Here is an 18,788-nt window from a genome sequence, read left to right as displayed (position 1 = left end):
GTACTGGTGGTGCAGCCGGTCCTCGACGGCCGCCAGCCGGTCGCCGGTCCACGTCGCTCGGGTCGGCGCGGCGAGCGCGATCCGGTTGCGCTTCGCCGCGTCACCGCGTTCGTGCGCCCGTGCCCATCGCCGATGCCGGCGCCGTGCGGCCCAACGCGGGCGCGTGCCGAGGAAGCAGCGCCACGTCACCGGGCACAGCGCCCGGACTACGAGCCCTGCCGCCACCGATCCCAGCAGCACGGCGGCCAGCGCGAGGAGTTGGGCCGCAGGCGGCCGGGTGCCGAGGTCGCGGGTGACTTTGTCCGCCTGGGCGACCAGCCGCGTCACGTCGAGCGCGTGCGCGTGGCCCAGCAGCGCGCCCACCGCCGCGGTGACTAGGAACAGCACGCCGGGCAGCACGAGCAGCGACACCCACCGCTCTGCCACTCGCTTGCCCAGCTCACCGAAGAACGCGTTCACGCCTGTTGCCGCCTCAGCGGCTCGTCGCGCAACCAGCACCGCTCCGCCGGTATCGGACCGCCGGGCTCCCGGGGCACCTCCCGCCCGCACGTGTCCGACGACGGGCACACGTACACCTCACCGAACGGCCGCCCAGGCGGCGTCCCAGGCAGCCTCAGGACGTTGCCGCGCAGCGCGTTTGCGGGGATGCCCAGACGCGGTAACTCGTCCTGTATCGGGTGACCCGCGCGCACCCTCGTCAGCACATCGTTCAGCACCCGCCCCAACCCTTGGCGCGTCACAGCGGCGCGCAGTTCGGGCAAGGTGGTACAGAAGGCGGCGAGGTGTTCGTCGGCGTGCGGCACGACGTTGCTCCTCTTCGTCGGGGATTCTTCGGCCTGTCAGGAATACACGGAGATCGAGGTGGGTGGGTGCGGGACGAGCTGATCCAGGATGTTCTCAGCCGGATCGCGCGCGCCGACGACGGCGACGCGGATGCAGTGCTCGCCCCGGACGCGGAGGCGGCGCGGGAGGCGTTGTTGGCGTTCCTGTCCCCGCCCGGCAAGTTCGACTTCGACGTGCTGCATGTGGTCGGCAGCCTGCACCTGGCGCGTTCGATGTGGCAGGAAGAACCGGAGGCGACCGCCTCGCACACCCTCGCCGAAACCCTGCTCGCGCCGGTCTTCCTGCACCGCCCCGACCTCGCGCCGCCGATCTGGGAGGCCGAGGCCACGACCACGGAGGGCCAGCGGCGCCGTGACCTCGGGTCCGCGTTGGTGCGAGTCGGCGTGCTGCTCGGCAACCCGACCGCGTTCCTCGTCGCCATCGACGTCCTCGCCCCGACGTCCAACGATCCCGCCGACCCGTTCGCCGCCGAGTGCGGGGTAGTGCTCGCCCGCGCCGCACGCCTGCTGTCCTGGCACACCGGCGAAGCCAACACGTTGACATTCGCTCAGGTGGTCGCGCAGCGCGTCCTCGACGCGGAGCCCACCGGCGCCACGCCGCTGGCTCGTGCCGAACTGGTCCGCGCGCTGCTTCTGGAGCACACCCGTACAGGCGACCAGGCCGTGCTCGACCGCGCGGTCGAGCACGGCCGGCAGACGCCGACCGATGACGCCGAAGCCCTGGGAGTCGCAGCGACAGCGCTCGCGGTGTCCGCCGAGCGCACCGGGGACCGCGCGCTGGCGCGGGAAGCCGTCGGGTTGGGCCGCGACGCCGTGGCCCGCCGGAACGGACCCGACCAGCTCGTCGCGCTGGCGAGCACCCTGCACGCCACCGCCGGGTTGACCGACGACCCGGCTCCGCTCGTCGAGATCACCGACCTGTTGCGCCCGTTTCTCGACTCCGGCCCGCAGGAACTGCTGTACCTGCACGGCATCGCCCTGTTCCAGCTGGCCTCGACCGATCCCGCCGCCCTGACCGAGACGGTGACCGTCCTGGGCCGCGCCCTCGCGCTGATCCCGCCGACCCACCCCGACCACCCGGTTCGCACGGGAATCTACGCCGAGGCGCTGTGGCGTCGTTGGAAGCACACCGGTGACCGGGACAGCCGCGAAGCCGCGCTCGCCGCCCAAAAAGGTGCCGACCCGCGCCTGCGGGCGACCCGCGTCGGCTACCTCGTGGACCTCGCCACGTCGAGCCACGATGTCGCGGACGTCGACGCCGCCCTCGCCGCCGAGCCGGACTGGAAAGACCGGGCGACCCTCCTCGGGCACCGCTACGACCTGGTCGGCGACCGCGCCGCTCTCGTGGAGGCGATCGCCCTGAATCGGGTCCACCTCGCCGATCCGGACGATCCCGAGGATGAGGCCCGCATCGCGCACAACGCCGCCATGCTGCTGCGCAAGCTGCACGACCTCGAGCGCAGACCCGAGGTGCTCGCCGACGCGCTCACCTTGGCCCGGCGCGGCACGACCGCCAACCGCGTGCCGACAGGCGCGCAGGCTGAACGCGTCGCCCTGCTGGCCTTGCTCAGCGCCGAGGGCGGGCAGGTCGACGAAGGTGCCAGGCTCGCTGCCGAGGCGGTCGCCACCTGCCCGTCAGGGCATCGGAACCGGAGGACGGTTCTGTCACGTGCGGCCTGGGCCCACTACTGGCACTACGACGCGACCGGCGTGCCTACCTCGCTGGACACCGCGATCGGTACCGCTCGCGGCGCGCTCGCCGAAGAGGAGCGACCGGAGATCCTGGACCTGCTCGCGTTGGCATTGCGTCGACGCGCAGAACTGTCGCCCGACCTCCAGAGCCTCGACGAGGCAGTCGCCCTCGGGACGCGTGCGATGGAGGCACAGCCCGCCGCCCGGCACCGGGCCTCGGCCACGATCAATCTCGCGGGTGCCCTCGCCGACCGCTACCTGCGGACCCGCGACGTCGACGACCTGCGCCGCGGGCTTTCGCTGATCGAACGCCACCAGGAGGTCGTCCCGACGACCGATGACCTGCACGCCCGGCTCGGACAGCAGATGGGCGTGCTGATGTCCTTGCTGTCCGAGCACACGGTGGAGGACGACATGCTTAGCGAACGGGTCCGGCTCGCCGAACGCGATGCCGAGCGGGTCGCACCGCACGACCCGGCGCGCCCCCTCGCACTCAACAACCTGTCCAACGCGCTGATGCGGCGCCACATTGGCGCGCGGGCGCGGGCCGACGTGGAGGCCGCCGTCGCCGCCGCCCGCGAAGCCATCGCCCTGACCCCCGCCGGTCTTGGCGTCCGAGGTGCCCGGCTGCTCACCCTCGCGGTCGCGCTGCAAGCCCTCGCCGGTGAGACCAGGCGCTGGAGTCTCAGGCGCGGGAGACTGTTGTCGGACGCCGCTCGCGTGGCTGAGGAGAGCGCGGCCGTGCTCAACGCCCCGCCGGCCGTCCGCATCCGCGCCCACCGGGTGTGGGGCGCGACGGCCGCGCTCCTCGGTCGGTGAGACACCGCGCTGGAGGCCTTCGCCGGCGGGGTAGACCTGATCGCCCAAGTCGCACCCCGGCATGTGCGCCGCGCCGACCGAGAATTTCGGCTCGCCGACCTCCGTCACGTCCACGCCGACGCAGCAGCCGCCGCGATCACGACCGGCGACCCTGCCCGGGCCGTCGAGTTGCTGGAGCAGGCACGCGGTGTGCTTCTCGTCGACGAACTCGACGCCCGCGCGGGCTCGCTCGCGCTGCGCGACCGCGCTCCGCACCTTGCGGCCGAGTGGGACGCGGTACTGGAAGAGCTGGCCGACGAGTCCCAGTCGACCGACGACCGGCGGGCGCTGTCGCAGCAGTGGCAGGACGTGCTGGACCGGATCCGCGCGATCCCCGGCCTGCAGGCGTTCCTGTACCCGCCGAGCGCGCTCGACCTCCGCGTCACCGACGGCGCAGTCGTGCTGGTGAACGTCAGCCTGTGGCGCTGCGACGCCCTGCTGATCACGCCGGAAGGCGTGCACGCCAAGAAGTTGCGACACCTCACCTTCGACGAGGTGCAGGACCGGACCGGCGCCTACCTCGCGGCGCTCGACGCGCTCGAGGGCGGCGACCTGGTCGCTCGCTTCGACGCACAGGCAGTCGTACGTGAAACCTTGTCGTGGCTGTGGAAAACCGTCGCCCGCCCGGTCCTCAAAGCCCTCGGCCATACCCGCCCGCCCCGTGGCGCGTGGCCCCGTGTGTGGTGGTGCCCGACCGGCGCGCTCACCAACCTCCCGCTGCACGCCGCAGGTCGGCACGACGTGCCCGGCGAGGCCGTGCTCGACCATGTGGTGTCGTCCTACACACCCACCGCCCGCACCTTGAGCCATACCCGGTCCCGCCCGCCGACGACGCGGCGCGACCTCCTCGCCGTCGCCATGCCCGCCACCCCCGACCACGCCGACCTGCCCGCGACCGACGCCGAGGCGACCGACCTCGCCGCGCTCCTCGACGCCGCCGAACCACTGCGCGGTCCCGCCGCGACCCGGGCCGCCGTGCTGGCTGCGCTGCCAAACGCGACGTGGGCTCACTTCGCCTGTCACGCGCACAGCGACCCGCTTGTCCCGTCCGCTGGCCACCTGCTGCTCGCCGACGGCGCGCTGACCGTCGCGGACATCGGCGCGCTGCGCCTGGAGCAAGCTGAACTGGCCTACCTGTCGGCATGCTCCACTGCCCGCGCCGCCCACACCACGCCGGACGAGGTGATCACGCTCGCATCGGCGTTCCAGCTCGCCGGCTTCCGGCACGTCATCGGTGCGCTGTGGCCGATCCAGGACGTTGTCGCGGCCCGCGTCGCCGCTGCCTTCCACCGCCACGTACACGCCGGCACACCACCCGCAGAGGCCCTGCATCATGTGTTGCGGGAACTGCGCGCCGAATTCCCGCTCGCGGTGTCGCAGTGGGCCGGGTACGTGCACGTCGGCTCATGACCGCCACTCCCACTTGCGCGAGGCGAGCGGTATCGGGCAGCGCGGGCGTTTCACAGCTGGCTCACAGAACAACTTGGCCTACCTCAATCGTCGGTGGGTGATCTGAGCTCGGTGATCCCGCTCCACGAAGCCACCACCGCATCACTCTGAGCGGGTGCTGGGCTCCGACCACCCCACAACGAGATCGTCCGGTCGGACCTCGACAACGCTAGATCGAACTGAAGTCGCTCAACGCTCAGACAACGCGCGAACTGCCGCTCATCGGCATGAGCGAGCGACCTGCGGCATAGACAGATGTTCTGTGCGTTGGTCTAGACGCGGGAACGTCCTCCTGATGCGCTGTCGGGCTTGGTGTCCCATCGCAGGAGGAGGACGTTCATGCGCAACGGTAGCGGCGTGTCCAGGGGTGATAGCAACCGCAACGCCCGTCTGACCCGCCTGCGCGCCCAGGTGCTGGTCGGCAACGCGATCGTCGGGATCGACTTGGCCGACGCGAAACAGCTGGTGGTCATAACCGACCACGACTCGAAAGTATTGGCGCGCAAGACCTTTCGCTGCCGTGCTTGGAACCTCGGGGCCGCGCTGGACTGGGCCGCGTAGCGTGCCTCGGCGGCGGGGTTCGCCGGGGTGACGGCGGCGTGCGAGCCGACCGGACACCGGTGGCGGATCCTCGGGCAACTCGCCGCCGATCGCGGCATGCCGTTCGTGTGCGTCCAGCCCATGATCAGCTCGTGGTCGCGGCGCGCGGAAGACCTGACCTTCGACAAGACCGACGAGCAGGACGCGGTGCTCAGGATGCCAGTCGTGTCCCCAGTGCCGAGCCGACCTTGCCCGTGCCGAGGATCGCGATTTTCATGGGTTCTTCCTGAGGTGGTTCGGACGATCGACATGTGGGGATGCGGTGTCGAACAGCGCTGCGAGGCCGTTTGCGGTGGCGAGCGCGGCTCACGCGTCGTTTCGGTGAGCGACGAGGAGCCGCATGTCGCGGGCTACTTGGTTTCGACCTTCGCCAAGGGCGTCTTCCGGGTTTCCAGCGCTTTCACGGCGATGTCCCAGGACGTGTCGCCGGGGAACAACTGGGAACGCAGGTAGGCCCACACCAGCGCCCGCAGCGCGGCAACCCGTTCGGGGTTCTCGTCGGAGGTCTCTGCGGCGTCGTAGCCGGAGATTCCGCCGAACAGGTGCTGTGCGCCCAGGAAGGTGAGCAGCGTCTTGTTCCCGCCGGGGCTGTGGGTGTAGGCGTCCCAGCGGTAGCTGAGCCGGGAGGAGAAGTGGGGGTTCAGGTCCTCGTCGCCGGCGATGACGAGCGCGGCGCCGGCCATCTGCCCGAAGTCGATGTACTTCATCATCGGGTAGTGCTCGGCGGCCCACGGCGAGAAGTGCTCGTCGGCGATGCCCGGTCCCCCGATCACGACGCCGGCCTTGATCCGGGGATCGGAGAGGTCCTTCTCCCGGGGGTCGTTCGGGTCGGTCACCTGCGAGCCCAGCAGCAGCGAGACCGTGTGGCCGCCGGCCGAGTGCCCGACCGCGGCCACCTTCTCGGTGTCGACACGGCCCGGCAGCCCAGGAACCGCGGCGAGGACCTCCTCCAGGTGATCGAGGATGGTGCGCATGTCGACGGCGCGGTCACGCCAGAACAGCGGTGCGTCGGGCAGGTCCTGGTCGCGCAGCCCGAGCACCGTGGAGTCCAGGTGCGTCGGCTGGACGACGACGAACCCGTGAGCGGCCCAGAAATCCGCGACGGGGCCGTAGCCGCGCAGCGAGGAGAGGAAGTTGGTCATGCCGTGCCCGTGCGAGAGCAGTATCACCGGCAGGTCGGTCCCGGTCACGGGCGCCGAGATCTTGATCTCCAGCGGCACGGGCCTGTCCGGCACCTCGAGCGTGACGGGGCTGTAGCTGACGATGGGGGTGGGGTCGCTGACCGGGAAGCCGGCGGCGTCCGCGTAGGACACGCTCATGGTTGTTCCTCTCAGGTCGTTCGTCCGTGAATCAGTTGCTTGACGAACTTGGTGGGTGATCGACTTCGACCGCCGGGCAAAGATTGCCATGGATGGCAAGTTTGCACAAGAAGGCATTTTAGCCATGGGATGCATGTATGCTGAGGCGCGCTCAGGCGGTGATCAACGGAGTGCGGGAGAGTGCGACGGTGACGAGTGACGGTCCAGGGCTTCGGGAACGGTCCAAAGCGCGACGACGGCGGCTGATCCTGCACACGGCCCTGCGTCTGTTCACCGAACACGGGTACGAACGGACCACGATCGCCGACATCGCCGAGGCGGCCGAAGTCGCGCCGCGGACCGTGACGGGCTACTTCCCGTCGAAGCTCGACTTCATCACCGAATGGCCGGCGGCCATCGAGCAGCGGATCATCGCGCTGCACCAAGAGGATCCCACCCTGGAGTTCATCGATCTGATGGACAGGTGGTGGCACGACCTGCGCGACAAAGTCGACCAGGAGGAAGCCGCACTCACCCGCGCCATGGCCCTGGCCAACCCCGGCGTGGTCGCCATGGCGGAGGCCGAGGTCTCACAGCGGACCCCCGGAACCGGCTTCCCCTTCGACGGAGCCGATCGCGACGACCTGTTCGGAGCCGCAGGCCGAGCCGCGATCAGGGGCGTCAACCACGTGTTCCTCCGCGGTGTCGCCGAGGACCGCATGACCGACGAACTCCACAACGACCTGCTGCACCTGATCCGCGCCATCGCCGACAGCACCAACGCCGGCCACGGCTCACTCAAGCTGGACCCTTAGCCATCAGGTGGAAATGAGCCGGCGGATCGGTTTTGCTCACAGGGCAAGATGTTCCAAGATCGGTTGGACATCGGCTTCGACGGACTGGCGGTCGGACGGGGTCATGCCGAACCGGGCGGTGAGCGACGGTGAGTCGTTGCTCGTCGTCGCTGGCGAGCCTGGCGGCGCAGACCTGGTCGGGCGCTTCGCCGAAGTCTGATTTCCTCTGCGGACGCTTGAAGCATCGGCGGCGGGCTGTCACCTGATGGGTTGTTCTTCCGGGTGAGTGCCTGAGCTGGCATGGATTCGGCACTCTCGGTCCGAAATGATTCCAGCGTGCTGGACAAGATCGCAATTGTGGGTGTGGCATGTCGTTTTCCCGGTGGAGTCGGTGATCTAGAGGGACTGTGGTCGCTGCTGTCAGCAGAGCGTGAGGCGGTCGGGGCGCCGCCGCCGAACCGGTTCGACGTCGAGCGGTACTGGGACTCCAACCAGATGCGGCCGGGCAAGTCCTACACGTTCGCGGGTGGTTATCTCGACGACATCACCGGGTTCGACGCGGACTTCTTCGGAATCAGTCCGCGTGAGGCGGTGTGCATTGATCCACAACAGCGGCTGTTGCTGGAATTGGGCATCGAGGCGCTCGACGACGCCGGGATCGACCCGGGGGCGCTGGCCGGTACGGATGCCGCCGTGTTCGTCGGTGTGTCCGCGCTGGATTACGGCGGACAGCAAATGCTCATGCCGTCCGCGGTCGGTCCATACACGAACTCCGGAGCCGCGCTGTCCAACACGGCGAACCGGCTGTCCTACCAGCTCGACGTACATGGACCCAGCCTGAAGGTGGACACGGCGTGCGCCTCGTCGCTGAACGCGGTTCATCTGGCCTGCGAGCACCTCCGGCACGGCGGCGGGAGGGTCGCTTTCGCCGCAGGGGTCAACCTGCTGCTCAACCCCATCACCTATGTCGGGTTCGCCAAAGCGGGATTTCTTTCGCCGACTGGGCGATGCCGCCCGTTCTCAGCCGATTCCGACGGGTACGTCCGCGCCGAGGGTGGTGGCGTACTGGTCCTCAAGCGCCTGGCCGACGCGGTTGCCGACGGGGACCGCGTCCACGCCGTGATCGCGGGGTCCGGGACGAACAGCGACGGTCACACCAGCGGATTGGTGCTGCCCAGCGGCGAGGCGCAGGAAGCGTTGCTGCGCCAGGTCTACGACCGGTTCGGCCTCGATCCGGACGACCTGGCCTACCTGGAGGCGCATGGCACCGGGACTCCGATCGGCGATCCGGTCGAGTGCCGGGCGATCGGAAACGCCCTCGGCGTCCGCCGGACCGGCGCACCGCTCCCGATCGGCTCGATCAAGGCCAATCTGGGACATCTCGAGCCGGCGTCGGGCATGGCAGGGCTGTGCAAGGCGATTCTCGTGCTGCGCCACGGGGAGATCCCCACGACCCCGAACGCGAGCCCGCGCAGCACGGAGATCGACTTCGAAGGCCTGGCGCTGACACCGGTGGACCGGTCGCGGCCGGCAACGGGCCGTTTGGTCGGTGTGAACTCGTTCGGCTTCGGCGGTGCGAACGTGCACGTCGTCCTGGAGGAGCCACCCGCGGCTCAGCCCGCGCTGCGCGTGGAGACCGAGGTGCCGATCGTCGTCTCGGCGCACAGCGAGGCGGCCCTTGCCGACGCGGTGTCCCGCATGGACCATCGTCTGGCGGACTGTCCGGACTTCGCCGACCTCGCTTACACCTCGTCCCAGCGACGGGGAAAGCACGCATATCGCCGCGTCGTGCTCGCCGCCAGCGCGGACGAGGCGCGTCGTCGGCTGGCGAGGCAGATCCCTCCGCAGCAGGCGACTGAGCGGGGCCGCGTCGCCTTCGCCTTCTCCGGTCATGGCGCGCAGTGGCCCGGCATGGCGGCTGATCTCATCGACACCGACCCGGTGTTCGCCGGCACGCTCGCCCGGATCGACGCCGTGCTGGCGCCGCTCGTCGGCTGGACGGTCGCCGACGAACTGCGGTCAGCCGAGCCGCGGTTCCACGACACCGGTGTGATCCAGCCCGTTCTGTTCGCGGTGCAGGCCGGCATCGTGGCGGTGCTCGCGGAACACGGCCTATGTCCGGAAGCCGTGTACGGCCACAGCGTGGGTGAGGTCGCCGCTGCTTTCGCCGCCGGGATCTACGACCTGGACCAGGCGGTGGCGCTGGTGGTGGCGCGTAGTCAGGCCCAGGCGACCACCGCGGGCACCGGCACCATGGCCGCGGTCAGCCTCGGGCGGGAGGAAGCCGAGGCGCTGCTCGCACACTACGACGGGCGCGTGGAGATCGCGGGGATCAACAGCGCGAACGATGTCACGGTCGCCGGGCCGAGGGCCGATCTGCACGACCTCGCCGACCGGCTGGCGGAGCGCGAGGTCTTCTGCCGCATGCTCGAACTGGACTACCCGTTCCACAGCACGGCGATGGAGCCGTTGCGTGCCTCGCTGCTGGCGGGCCTGGCCGGCCTGGCACCGAAACCCGCCACGGTCGGTTTCGTCTCCACGGTCACCGGCGAGCCCCTGGCGGGGGAGCGGCTGGACGCGGAGTACTGGTGGCGCAACGTTCGCGAGCCCGTCCGTTTCGGTGCGGCCACCGATCACCTGGTCGCCGCCGGTTTCGACACGATCATCGAGATCGGTCCGAAACCAGTGCTGCGGACGTACCTGAAGCGAGCCGCGAAGGACGGCGTGCTCGCCGTGCTGCCGACGCTCACCCGGGACGAGCCCGGAGCGGCCGCGCTGCTGGCGACGGTGGAGTCCGCGCTGGCGGCGGGCGTGGCGATCGCCCCCGAACGGTTCTTCCCACGCCGAGGCCGGGTTGTGCCGTTGCCCGCTCACCCGTGGCAGCGCGAGCGGTTCTGGCTGGGCGGTCAGCACACCTGGGGTGGTACCGGTGCGCCGCCCGACCACGTGCTGCTCGGCGACCGGGTCACCGTCTCCGACCCGACGTGGCAGACCACCGTGGACCCGGCGCGGTGGCCGTGGCTGACCGGCCACCGGGCGGCGGGGACGCCGATCATGCCGGCGGCCGGCTACCTGGAGATGGCCTGGGCGGCCGGGCAACTCGTGTTCGACGGACCGGCGGAGGTGAGGGAGCTGCACATCACCAAGCCGATGGTGGCTCCTGACGACGAGTCCGTGTTGCCGCGCATGCAGGTTTCACTGTCCGAAGAGGACGGGGTCTTTCGGGTCGCCACGTGCTCGACCGAGGGGCAGATGTGGGTGACCCACGCACGAGGGCGCGTACGCCGCCGGGTGGCCCCGGCCCCACCGCCGCTGGATCTGGCCGGACTGCGCGCACGGTTCGCCGGGAGAGGCGAGCACGTGGACCGGGGAACCCTGTACGCCGACGGCGAGCGGATCGGCCTCGGCTACGGGCCCGAGTTCCTGGTCATCTCGGACCTGTGGGTGGACGGCACGGAGATCCTGGCCGACTACGACTGCGGCCACCTGGACTTCACCGGATTCCACGCGCACCCGGCGTGGACCGACGTCGCCCCGCAGGCCGCGATCCAACTCGGCCGGATCCGTCGTGGCCACGTCGCCGACGAGGACTCCTACATGCCCGTGGCGGTCGGCTCCGCCCGGTTGTGGAACACGCCGACCAAGACCGGCGCTGTGCACTTCCGCTGCCGCACGCTCTCGGAGTCCTGGGCCTCCGCCGACATCACGCTCACCGACGATGCGGGCACCGTCCAGCTGGAGCTGCTCGACTGCCGGTTCCTGAGGGTCAAGGTGCCCAGCCGACGCGTGGTCCGGCGCCAGCACACCGAGCTGCGCGCCGCCCCGCGCGGCCTGCCACCCACCACGGAGGTGCCCTGTCCGTCCACGCGGGTCGAGGCGCGGCCGGTCACCGGCTACGCGGAGCTGAGGCGACGGCGGCTCGCGGCGGCCGCCGCCTTCACGGTGCGCGCGTTCACCACCATCCTCGACGGAGCGGAGGTGTTCTTCACCGACGACCTGCTGGCCGCCGGGGTGCGCCCGGAGTTCGGCCGCCTGCTCGACCTGCTGACCGGACTGGCCGCCGACCACGACCACCTGGAGTGGTTCGGCGAGTTCCAGGGACGCACCCGCTGGCGGATCCGTCCCGGCGTCGCCGAACCCGTGTTCGCGGGCCTGGTCGCGGACTTCCCCGAGCACGTCCCGGACCTGACCTTGTTCGGTCGGTGCGGTATGCACCTCGCCGCGCTGCTGCGCGGTGAACGCGACGCGCTGGAAATCCTCCTTCCCGCGCACGGCAGTGACACCCTCACCCACTACTACGACCTGTCTCCCACGCTGCGGTCCGGCAACCACGCCGCGGCGGAGGTGATGCAAGCATTGGCCGAGGCATGGCCCGCGGACCGTCCACTGAGGATTCTGGAGGTGGGTGGCGGCACCGGTGCGCTGACCGCGGCGTTGCTGCCCGTCCTGCCGCGCGACCGCACGCGGTACGTGTTCACGGACGTCTCGCAGCCCTTCCTCGCCTCGGCCGAGGCACGCTTCGGACGGTACGACTTCGTCGAGTACCGGACGCTGGACCTCGACCAGCCCGACATCGAGGCCGGTGGCTTCGACGTCGTGGTCGCCGGAAACGCCCTCCGCACAGCCAAGGACGTGCGTGCGGCGCTGCGCGCGGTGTCGGAGATGCTCACCGACAACGGGCGTCTGCTGTTCGTCGAGGCCCACGATCCACTGCTGCTCGCCCTGCCGTTCGGCCTGGTACCGGAGTTCTGGTCGATGACCGACCTCGACTTGCGGCCCACCTCGCCGGTGCTGTCCGCCCAGCAGTGGCGCGACCTGCTGCCAGGCAACGGTTTCCGTGCAGTGCGAACGGTCTTCGAAGGGGAACTGTGCTCGCTCACAACGGCGAGCAGGGTGTCGCGCACCGTTGCCTTGCCGGAGGCGACGGGCACCGCGGCGACCAGCCGTGTCGTGGTCGTCGCCGAGGACGACACCGGCGACGATCTGGCCACCGCGCTCACGACGAGGCTCACGGAGCTGGGTGCCGGCGCGGTGCGGACGACCGCCGGCACCGATCCGGCTGACTGGTTCACCGCCTCCGAGACCGACGTGGTGCTCGTGCTCGCCGGGGCCGAGTGGGATCCGATGGCGGCCGTCGAGGCGACCACCCGGCGGTTCGAGCTCGTGCGCGCGCTCGCGGTCAGGTCGGCCGAACTCCCCGCGGGCGCGGTGACGCGGCTGTGGCTGGTCAGCCGCCCCACCGGGCTCAACCCGGCGCCCGAAGGGGCGACGGATCCGGCCGATGCCGCCTTCTGGGGCGCCACGCGCACCGTGGCCGCCGAACACAGCCTGATCGACATCCGGCGTGTCTCGGTCGGACACGGCGTCCCGGTCGACCGAGTCGCACGCGAGCTCCTCGATCCCGCGGACGAGGACGAGGTGGTGCTCACCGCGTCGGGCCGGTTCGTGCCGCGTCTGCGCGACATGCCGTCACCACCTGCCGACGACCCCGCCACCCCGTACCGGCTCATCGCCCGCGATGCGGGGCCCTCCTACGAGCTGGCGTGGGTGGCCGCGGAGATGCCGCAACCCGGCCCAGGCCAGGTTGCTGTCGAGGTCCACGCGACGGGCATCAACTACCGCGACGCGTTGCTTGCGGTCGGACTGCTGCCAGGGTGGGTGGTAGAGGCTGGTATGACCGGCACACACCTCGGCGGTGAATGTGCGGGAGTGGTCACGGCGGTCGGCCCCGGCGTGACCCGGTACCGGCCGGGTGACCGGGTCTTCGGGTCCGTCGCCGGTTCCTTCGCCTCGCACGTGCTGGCCGACGAGAACCTGGTGGGACCGGTGCCCGACGGGATCGACCTGGTCTCGGCGGCGACCATGCCCGTCGCGTTGATCAGCGCGAGCTACGGGCTGGTGCACCAGGCCAAACTCGCCAAGGGCGAGACGGTCCTGGTGCACGGCGCTGCCGGTGGCGTCGGGCTGGCAGCCTTCCAGTGCGCCCGCTACGCGGGTGCCACGGTGATCGCCACCGCGGGCACCGAGGAGAAGCGCGACTTCCTCAAGCTGCTCGGCGTGGAGCACGTCTTCGACTCGCGCAGTCTCAGCTTCGTCGCCGACGTGCTCGCCGTCACCGACGGGCAGGGCGTCGACGTCGTGCTCAACTCGTTGGGAGGGGAGTTCATCGGACGCAGTTTGGAGCTGCTGCGGTTCGGCGGCCGGTTCGTCGAACTCGGCAAGCGCGACCTCTACAGCGACCGCAACGTCTCGTTGTTCCCGTTGCGCAACAACATCAGCTACTTCGTCGTGGACGTCGATCAGCTGGGAAGTCAGCGGCTGCAAGAGATCGCCAGCGAGCACGACAAAATCATCGACCACGTCCAGGCGGGAGCTGTCCACCCGATCCCGTACCGGGCATTCCCGGCCGCCCAGGCCGTCGAGGCGTTCCGGTCTCTCCAGCACTCCCGGCACATCGGCAAGCTGGTCGTCACCTTCGACCGGCGACCGCCGGTCGAGCGGGCTGCCCAGCCGAGCGGCTTCGTGCCCGACCCGTCCGGCACCTACCTGGTCACGGGCGGCGCGGGTGGGTTCGGCGCCGAGACGGCGCGGTGGCTCGTGGATCGCGGGGCCGCACACCTCGCACTGGTGAACCGGCGGGGAATGGCCGTACCGGAAGCCGAAGATCTCATCGCCCAGCTGACCGCGCGGGACGTGACGGTGTCCGTGTACGCCGCCGACGTGACCGACGAGTCCGCGATGCGCGCTGTCATCGCCTCCATCGATGGCGGTGGCGCCCCGTTGCGCGGCGTCGTACATGCGGCGATGGTGCTCGACGACGCGATGATCACGGACCTGACGCCGGAGCGGTTCCGCGCCGTGCTCGCGCCGAAGATGGCCGGCGCGATGGTCCTCGACCGTGTCACCAGTCGCCACGACCTCGACCTCTTCCTCATGTTCTCCTCGGGGGCGGCCGTGGTGGGCAACTCGGGTCAGGCCGCCTACTGCGCCGGGAACCTCTTCCTGGAAGCACTGGCCCGCGCTCGCCGCACCCGGGGACTGGCCGGACAGACGATCGCCTGGGGTGCCCTCGCTGATGTCGGCTACGTCGCGCGAAACGAGACCACGGCCAAGACGGTGACGCGGGCGGGCTTGGCTCTGCTGTCGCTGCACCACGTGCGCCAAGCGCTGGACGAACTGGTCGGCGGTCCCGACGTGGCGTTGGTGTGGAGCCACGACGGCCAGTTCGTGCGCCGCCTCTACTCCCACCTCACCACGCCCAGGCTCGGCGAGCTGACAGGAGGTGAGCAGGCCGCTGACGGTGAGGACGACGATCTGCTCGTCCGGCTGCGGGAGGCCTCGGTGGACGAGGCGATCGAGCTCGTCGCCGAACACATCGTGAAGTCGCTCGCCGAAGTGCTGGGCGTCGCACCGGAACGCATCGACCGCAACCGGCCGCTGGACCAGCTGGGAGTGGACTCGCTGATGGGCGCCGAGCTGGTCACCAGGATGCGGCGCCGGTTCGGCAGGGAGATCCCGATCATGCGGGTCGTCGCGAGCAGCGGCATCGACGACCTGGCCCGTTCCCTGACCACCTACTTCAAGACCGAGGACGACCAGTGACCCAGACGACCGTGCGGCACTTCCCGCTCTACATCGGCGGCGAATTCGTCGACACCGACGAACGCGCGTACGGCATGAGCGTGCGCGCCGTCCTGAACCCTGACGGAGCCAATGCGACGTCGCTGTTCCGCCTGCTCCGCGAGGGCACCGAAGAGGAGTTGCACGCGCACCCGCACATCCTCTGCTCGGTCGCGTTGTCCACACCCGAACAGGGGCAGGCAGCGCTGCGAGCGGCAGCCGAGGCAGCGGCGCGGCTGCGGTCGGTGCCGTTCACCGACCGCCTGGCGTGCATCGGCGACCTGTACGAAGGATTCTTGGAGCATCGCGAGGAACTCGCGCGGCTGATGCGCATGGAGGGATGCCCGCGCCTGCTGGCCGAGGCTCAGCTCAACGCGGTGCTGCACCTCGTCCGCCCGGAAAGCCTGGAGCTGGCGCGTTCCCTGCTCCGACAGGAGATCATCACGCCGCACCACACGATCGTGCTGCAACGCCAGCCCGACGGTGTGGTCTGCATCGACCCGCCTGCCAACATCCCGCTGTACGGGTTGATCGCGTCGTTGGTGCTGCTGGCGGGCAACAGCGTGGTCATCCGGGTGCCGCGCAGCTGCGCCAGCTCGCTGGCCCACGCGCTGCACAACATCATCATCCCGGTGTTGGAGGCACACGAAGCGCCGCCGGGAACGGTCAACGTGTTGTGCGCCGACTTCGACGTCACCATGCGGCAGTGGCTGGACAGCCCGTTGGTGAACACCATCTACTACTTCGGTTCCAGCGACCGCGGGCTGGCCCTGGAACGCGAATGCGTGGAGCGGGGCAAGCGGGCGATCCTCGAGCTGTCCGGCAACGACGGCCTGCTGGTGTGGCACGACGCCGACCTCGAGCACGCCACAGCGGCGCTGATCGAGTCGTTCTACGCCTCAGGCCAAGCCTGCATCGGCCCGAAGTACGCCGTTGTCCATCCCGCCATCGCCGATCAGCTGCTCACCCGGCTGCGGGAGGCGGCGTCCGCGCTACGCCCAGGTGACCCCGAAGACTCCGACACCGTGCTCAGTCCCGTTCTGCGCGCCACGGCCTTCAGACGCTGCCTCGACGAAGCGCTGCGCGCGGGCGCCACGAAGGTCTGCGGTGGCACGCAGATCAACCTGCACGGCGAACCCGATCCCCAAGGACTGTTCATCGAACCGACCGTGTTGCGCATCAACGGCTTCGACTTCGCCGAGACCATCCCCGCCGTACGTGAGGAGTGCTTCTTCCCGCTGCTGTCCGTGGTGGTTCCGGAGGACGGTCCGGACCTGCTCGACCGCTGCATCGCCTTCCTCAACGGCAACAAGTTCGGTCTGCGCAACTCCCTGTGGGCGGAGAGCCAGGAGGTGATCGAGCGATTCACCACCGCGGTGACCAACGGGGGAGTGCTCAAGGTCAACGACTCCCACATGGCCCACGCCCCGTACACACCCGGGCTCGGTGGCACCGGGCGCAGCGGAGGTTCTCACGGTGAGGCCGCCTACCCCTTCCTCCGTGCCAGCCGCCTCCAAGCCGTCGCCATCGCCACAACCAGGATCCACCCCTGGGAAGCCGTCATCGGCATGAACTGAGACCGCACGACGAACACCGGCGTGCCGGGAGAACCCACGCGCCGGTGTTCGTCCTTTCGAGATGGTCAGCAGGCAGGGAGGCCGGTACGGGCCACGCGCGCCCACCGCCCGACGCGGTGAACACCGCGTCTGCCACGGTGAACAACGCAACGCCGAAAACCTTCGTGAAGGCATCCACGCCTTCCTGGGTGGGGGTGATCGGGATGTCGCTGCCCTTGATCACGGTCGGCTGCCCCGGAGCCCCCGGCTGCACGGACAGCCTCATCGCACTCACGTCGCCGGCGTACAACGGCAGCTCACCGACCCACTGGTCGTTGATCTTCAAGAAGGCGAAGACCCGCCCGTCGGGAACCGACCCCCGAATGCCGGCGATCTCCATCCGTGCCTTCGAGTTCCGCAAGACCACCCCGCCCAGCGCACGTCCGGATCCCTTTCCGGGTTGTCCCACCGGGCTGATCGTGCCTGTGCTGTACTCAGGTGGAAGCTTGACGCCCACCACGGTCGTGCCATCAGCCCCCACGACGGCGGTGGCCGGCGCCAAAGCTTGCAGTTCGATCTTTTCCGTCGCGAGCCGCTCGCGCGCAACCTCAGTCAACCGCATCTCACCCAGTCCATCCAGCAGGGTGAATGCCGCGTCAGCTGTCGGACTCGCGTTCGCGGATGCTGCTCCGTGCAGCTGCGCGAGAACAGGAGCCGCCATTGCGCCGCTGACAAACATGCGCCGAGTGATCGCCATGATTCCTAGTGTCACGTGTTTCAGGGAGGACTTGGCCGTAAATAACTCGAAAGAAGGACGTTCACGTGCGGCGGAAGCGACACCGCAGTGCAGCCGAAGGGAACTCACGGCGTCAATCCGGTTCGCGGTCATATCGCAGTCCTCATGCCGATCACTTGAGTGCGCGCAGCACCGCCACTACGAGGGTCCGGGTGACCGCGATGATCTCCGACCCGCTCACCCGTTCATTCGCCCCGTGCGCCAGTCGGACGTCGCCGGGGCCGTAGGTTATCGACGGGATTCCGGCAGCTGAGTACAGACGCATGTCGCTGCCGTACGGTGCGCCGCGTTCAAGCGGGCGAGGTGTGCGCGTTGTGTCGGCATGCGCGTCACCGACCAGATCCCGCAAGGGATGGTCTTGATGCAGGCGACCGCTTGCGAACGCTCCACCGGGCCAGGCCACCACCGCCGGGTGGTCCTTCAACCACGGGTCGGCAGTCTTGTATTCGGCGAACAGCGGGTCAGGTGACCGGTTGCGCCGAGCCTCCAGCGCCGCAAGAGCTCGAGCAATCGGAGCGTAAGCGTCGATCGCGCTCACACCGGCATCTCGCGTGCTGCCATGAGTGGCGAGGCCCGGTACCGGAATGCGGAAGGTCAGTGACCCCGCGTTGGCCGTGACCAGAGCGCCCGCCGTCGGCTCGGTGATGACGCAGGCGCCGCCCACATGTCCTCTTCGCAACGTACCGAAGGCTCCGAGCCCGCCATCTTCCTCGCTGACGACGAAATGACTCGCGAGAGTGCCGTTGAGGCGGATCAGCGGTCGATCGACACCGGGTAGGGATCCCCCTTTTGGTGATCTCGCGGGTGATCACCAGGAAAGCCAGGGCGGTCATCGACAGTGTGATGTGCCGGCACCAGACCCGGTAGCCACGGACCTGGTAGTGGTCCAGCCTGTCGAGCACGACTCGAACTGCCCGAACCACCCAGGCGATCTCCCACTGGACGGCGCCCTCCTCGACGTCCTGCCGGCTCAGGGCGAAGCGCAGCCGGCAGCATGCCGCCCGGCACAGGGGAAGGCGGCTCGCGCAGTCGATCTCCACCCGCTCGGTCTCGAGTCCGTACTTGTCGGTGCGCCCACATCGTCCCGATAGCCCACCGCGTTGCACCACACAACTCGCGGTCATCGACATGAGCGGATGTTGTGTTGTTGTCCGAGCGGTGGGTCGGGTGGTGCTTGGGGTGCTGGAATTCGCGTTGTCCCACACCCGGCTGCTGCTCATACAGCTCACCGCACGGCTTCCCGAGTCTGGCGGGTCGCCGCCGGCGTCCGGGCCGGCGGCGAC

Annotated in this window: 9 protein-coding genes and 1 pseudogene; 6 read left to right on the top strand and 4 right to left on the bottom strand. The window is 69.7% G+C overall.

Going from position 1 to position 18,788, the window contains the following annotated elements; translation table 11 throughout:
- Nucleotides 1-459 (bottom strand): annotated as a pseudogene (locus tag VM306_RS16645) (hypothetical protein); the annotation flags it as partial.
- A gap of 410 nt (nt 460-869) precedes the next feature.
- Between VM306_RS16645 and VM306_RS16640 the strand changes: the two are divergent.
- From VM306_RS16640 to VM306_RS16630, 3 genes are all read left to right on the top strand, one after another.
- A complete protein-coding gene (locus tag VM306_RS16640) occupies nt 870-3,353 on the top strand; it encodes a hypothetical protein (protein ID WP_325515898.1) in 2,484 nt (827 codons plus the stop codon).
- A 63-nt stretch (nt 3,354-3,416) separates the two neighbouring features.
- On the top strand, nt 3,417-4,802 hold the full coding sequence (locus VM306_RS16635) for a CHAT domain-containing protein (RefSeq protein WP_325515897.1): 1,386 nt from the start codon (nt 3,417-3,419) through the stop codon (nt 4,800-4,802).
- Between the two features lie 378 nt (nt 4,803-5,180).
- The gene (locus VM306_RS16630) at nt 5,181-5,402 is read left to right on the top strand and encodes a hypothetical protein (protein WP_325515896.1); all 222 of its coding nucleotides are present in this window, start codon (nt 5,181-5,183) and stop codon (nt 5,400-5,402) included.
- A 389-nt stretch (nt 5,403-5,791) separates the two neighbouring features.
- Here VM306_RS16630 and VM306_RS16625 read toward each other — a convergent pair whose 3' ends face one another.
- Nucleotides 5,792-6,760 carry a chlorophyllase gene (locus VM306_RS16625; protein ID WP_325515895.1) on the bottom strand — a complete coding sequence of 323 codons (969 nt, stop codon included), beginning with the start codon at nt 6,758-6,760 and terminating at the stop codon, nt 5,792-5,794.
- Nucleotides 6,761-6,948: 188 nt separating this feature from the next.
- Between VM306_RS16625 and VM306_RS16620 the strand changes: the two genes are divergently transcribed.
- From VM306_RS16620 to VM306_RS16610, 3 genes are all read left to right on the top strand, one after another.
- On the top strand, nt 6,949-7,554 hold the full coding sequence (locus tag VM306_RS16620) for a helix-turn-helix domain-containing protein (RefSeq protein ID WP_325515894.1): 606 nt from the start codon (nt 6,949-6,951) through the stop codon (nt 7,552-7,554).
- A gap of 315 nt (nt 7,555-7,869) precedes the next feature.
- On the top strand, nt 7,870-15,135 hold the full coding sequence (locus VM306_RS16615; RefSeq protein ID WP_325515893.1) for an SDR family NAD(P)-dependent oxidoreductase: 7,266 nt from the start codon (nt 7,870-7,872) through the stop codon (nt 15,133-15,135).
- On the top strand, nt 15,132-16,730 hold the full coding sequence (locus tag VM306_RS16610) for an aldehyde dehydrogenase (protein WP_325515892.1): 1,599 nt from the start codon (nt 15,132-15,134) through the stop codon (nt 16,728-16,730). The genes VM306_RS16615 and VM306_RS16610 overlap by 4 nt, the downstream gene beginning before the upstream one ends.
- Here VM306_RS16610 and VM306_RS16605 read toward each other — a convergent pair.
- Both VM306_RS16605 and VM306_RS16600 read right to left on the bottom strand, forming a co-directional pair.
- Nucleotides 16,714-17,598 carry a hypothetical protein gene (locus VM306_RS16605; protein ID WP_325515891.1) on the bottom strand — a complete coding sequence of 295 codons (885 nt, stop codon included), beginning with the start codon at nt 17,596-17,598 and terminating at the stop codon, nt 16,714-16,716. The genes VM306_RS16610 and VM306_RS16605 overlap by 17 nt on opposite strands.
- 19 nt (nt 17,599-17,617) lie before the next feature.
- Nucleotides 17,618-18,259 (bottom strand): M20/M25/M40 family metallo-hydrolase, encoded by a 642-nt coding sequence (locus tag VM306_RS16600; protein WP_325515899.1) that lies wholly within the window; start codon nt 18,257-18,259, stop codon nt 17,618-17,620.
- Between the last annotated feature and the right edge of the window lie 529 nt (nt 18,260-18,788).

This window comes from Lentzea sp. (assembly GCF_035525475.1).
Taxonomy (GTDB): Bacteria; Actinomycetota; Actinomycetes; order Mycobacteriales; family Pseudonocardiaceae; genus Lentzea.
This window is presented reverse-complemented; position numbering and strand designations above follow the sequence as displayed.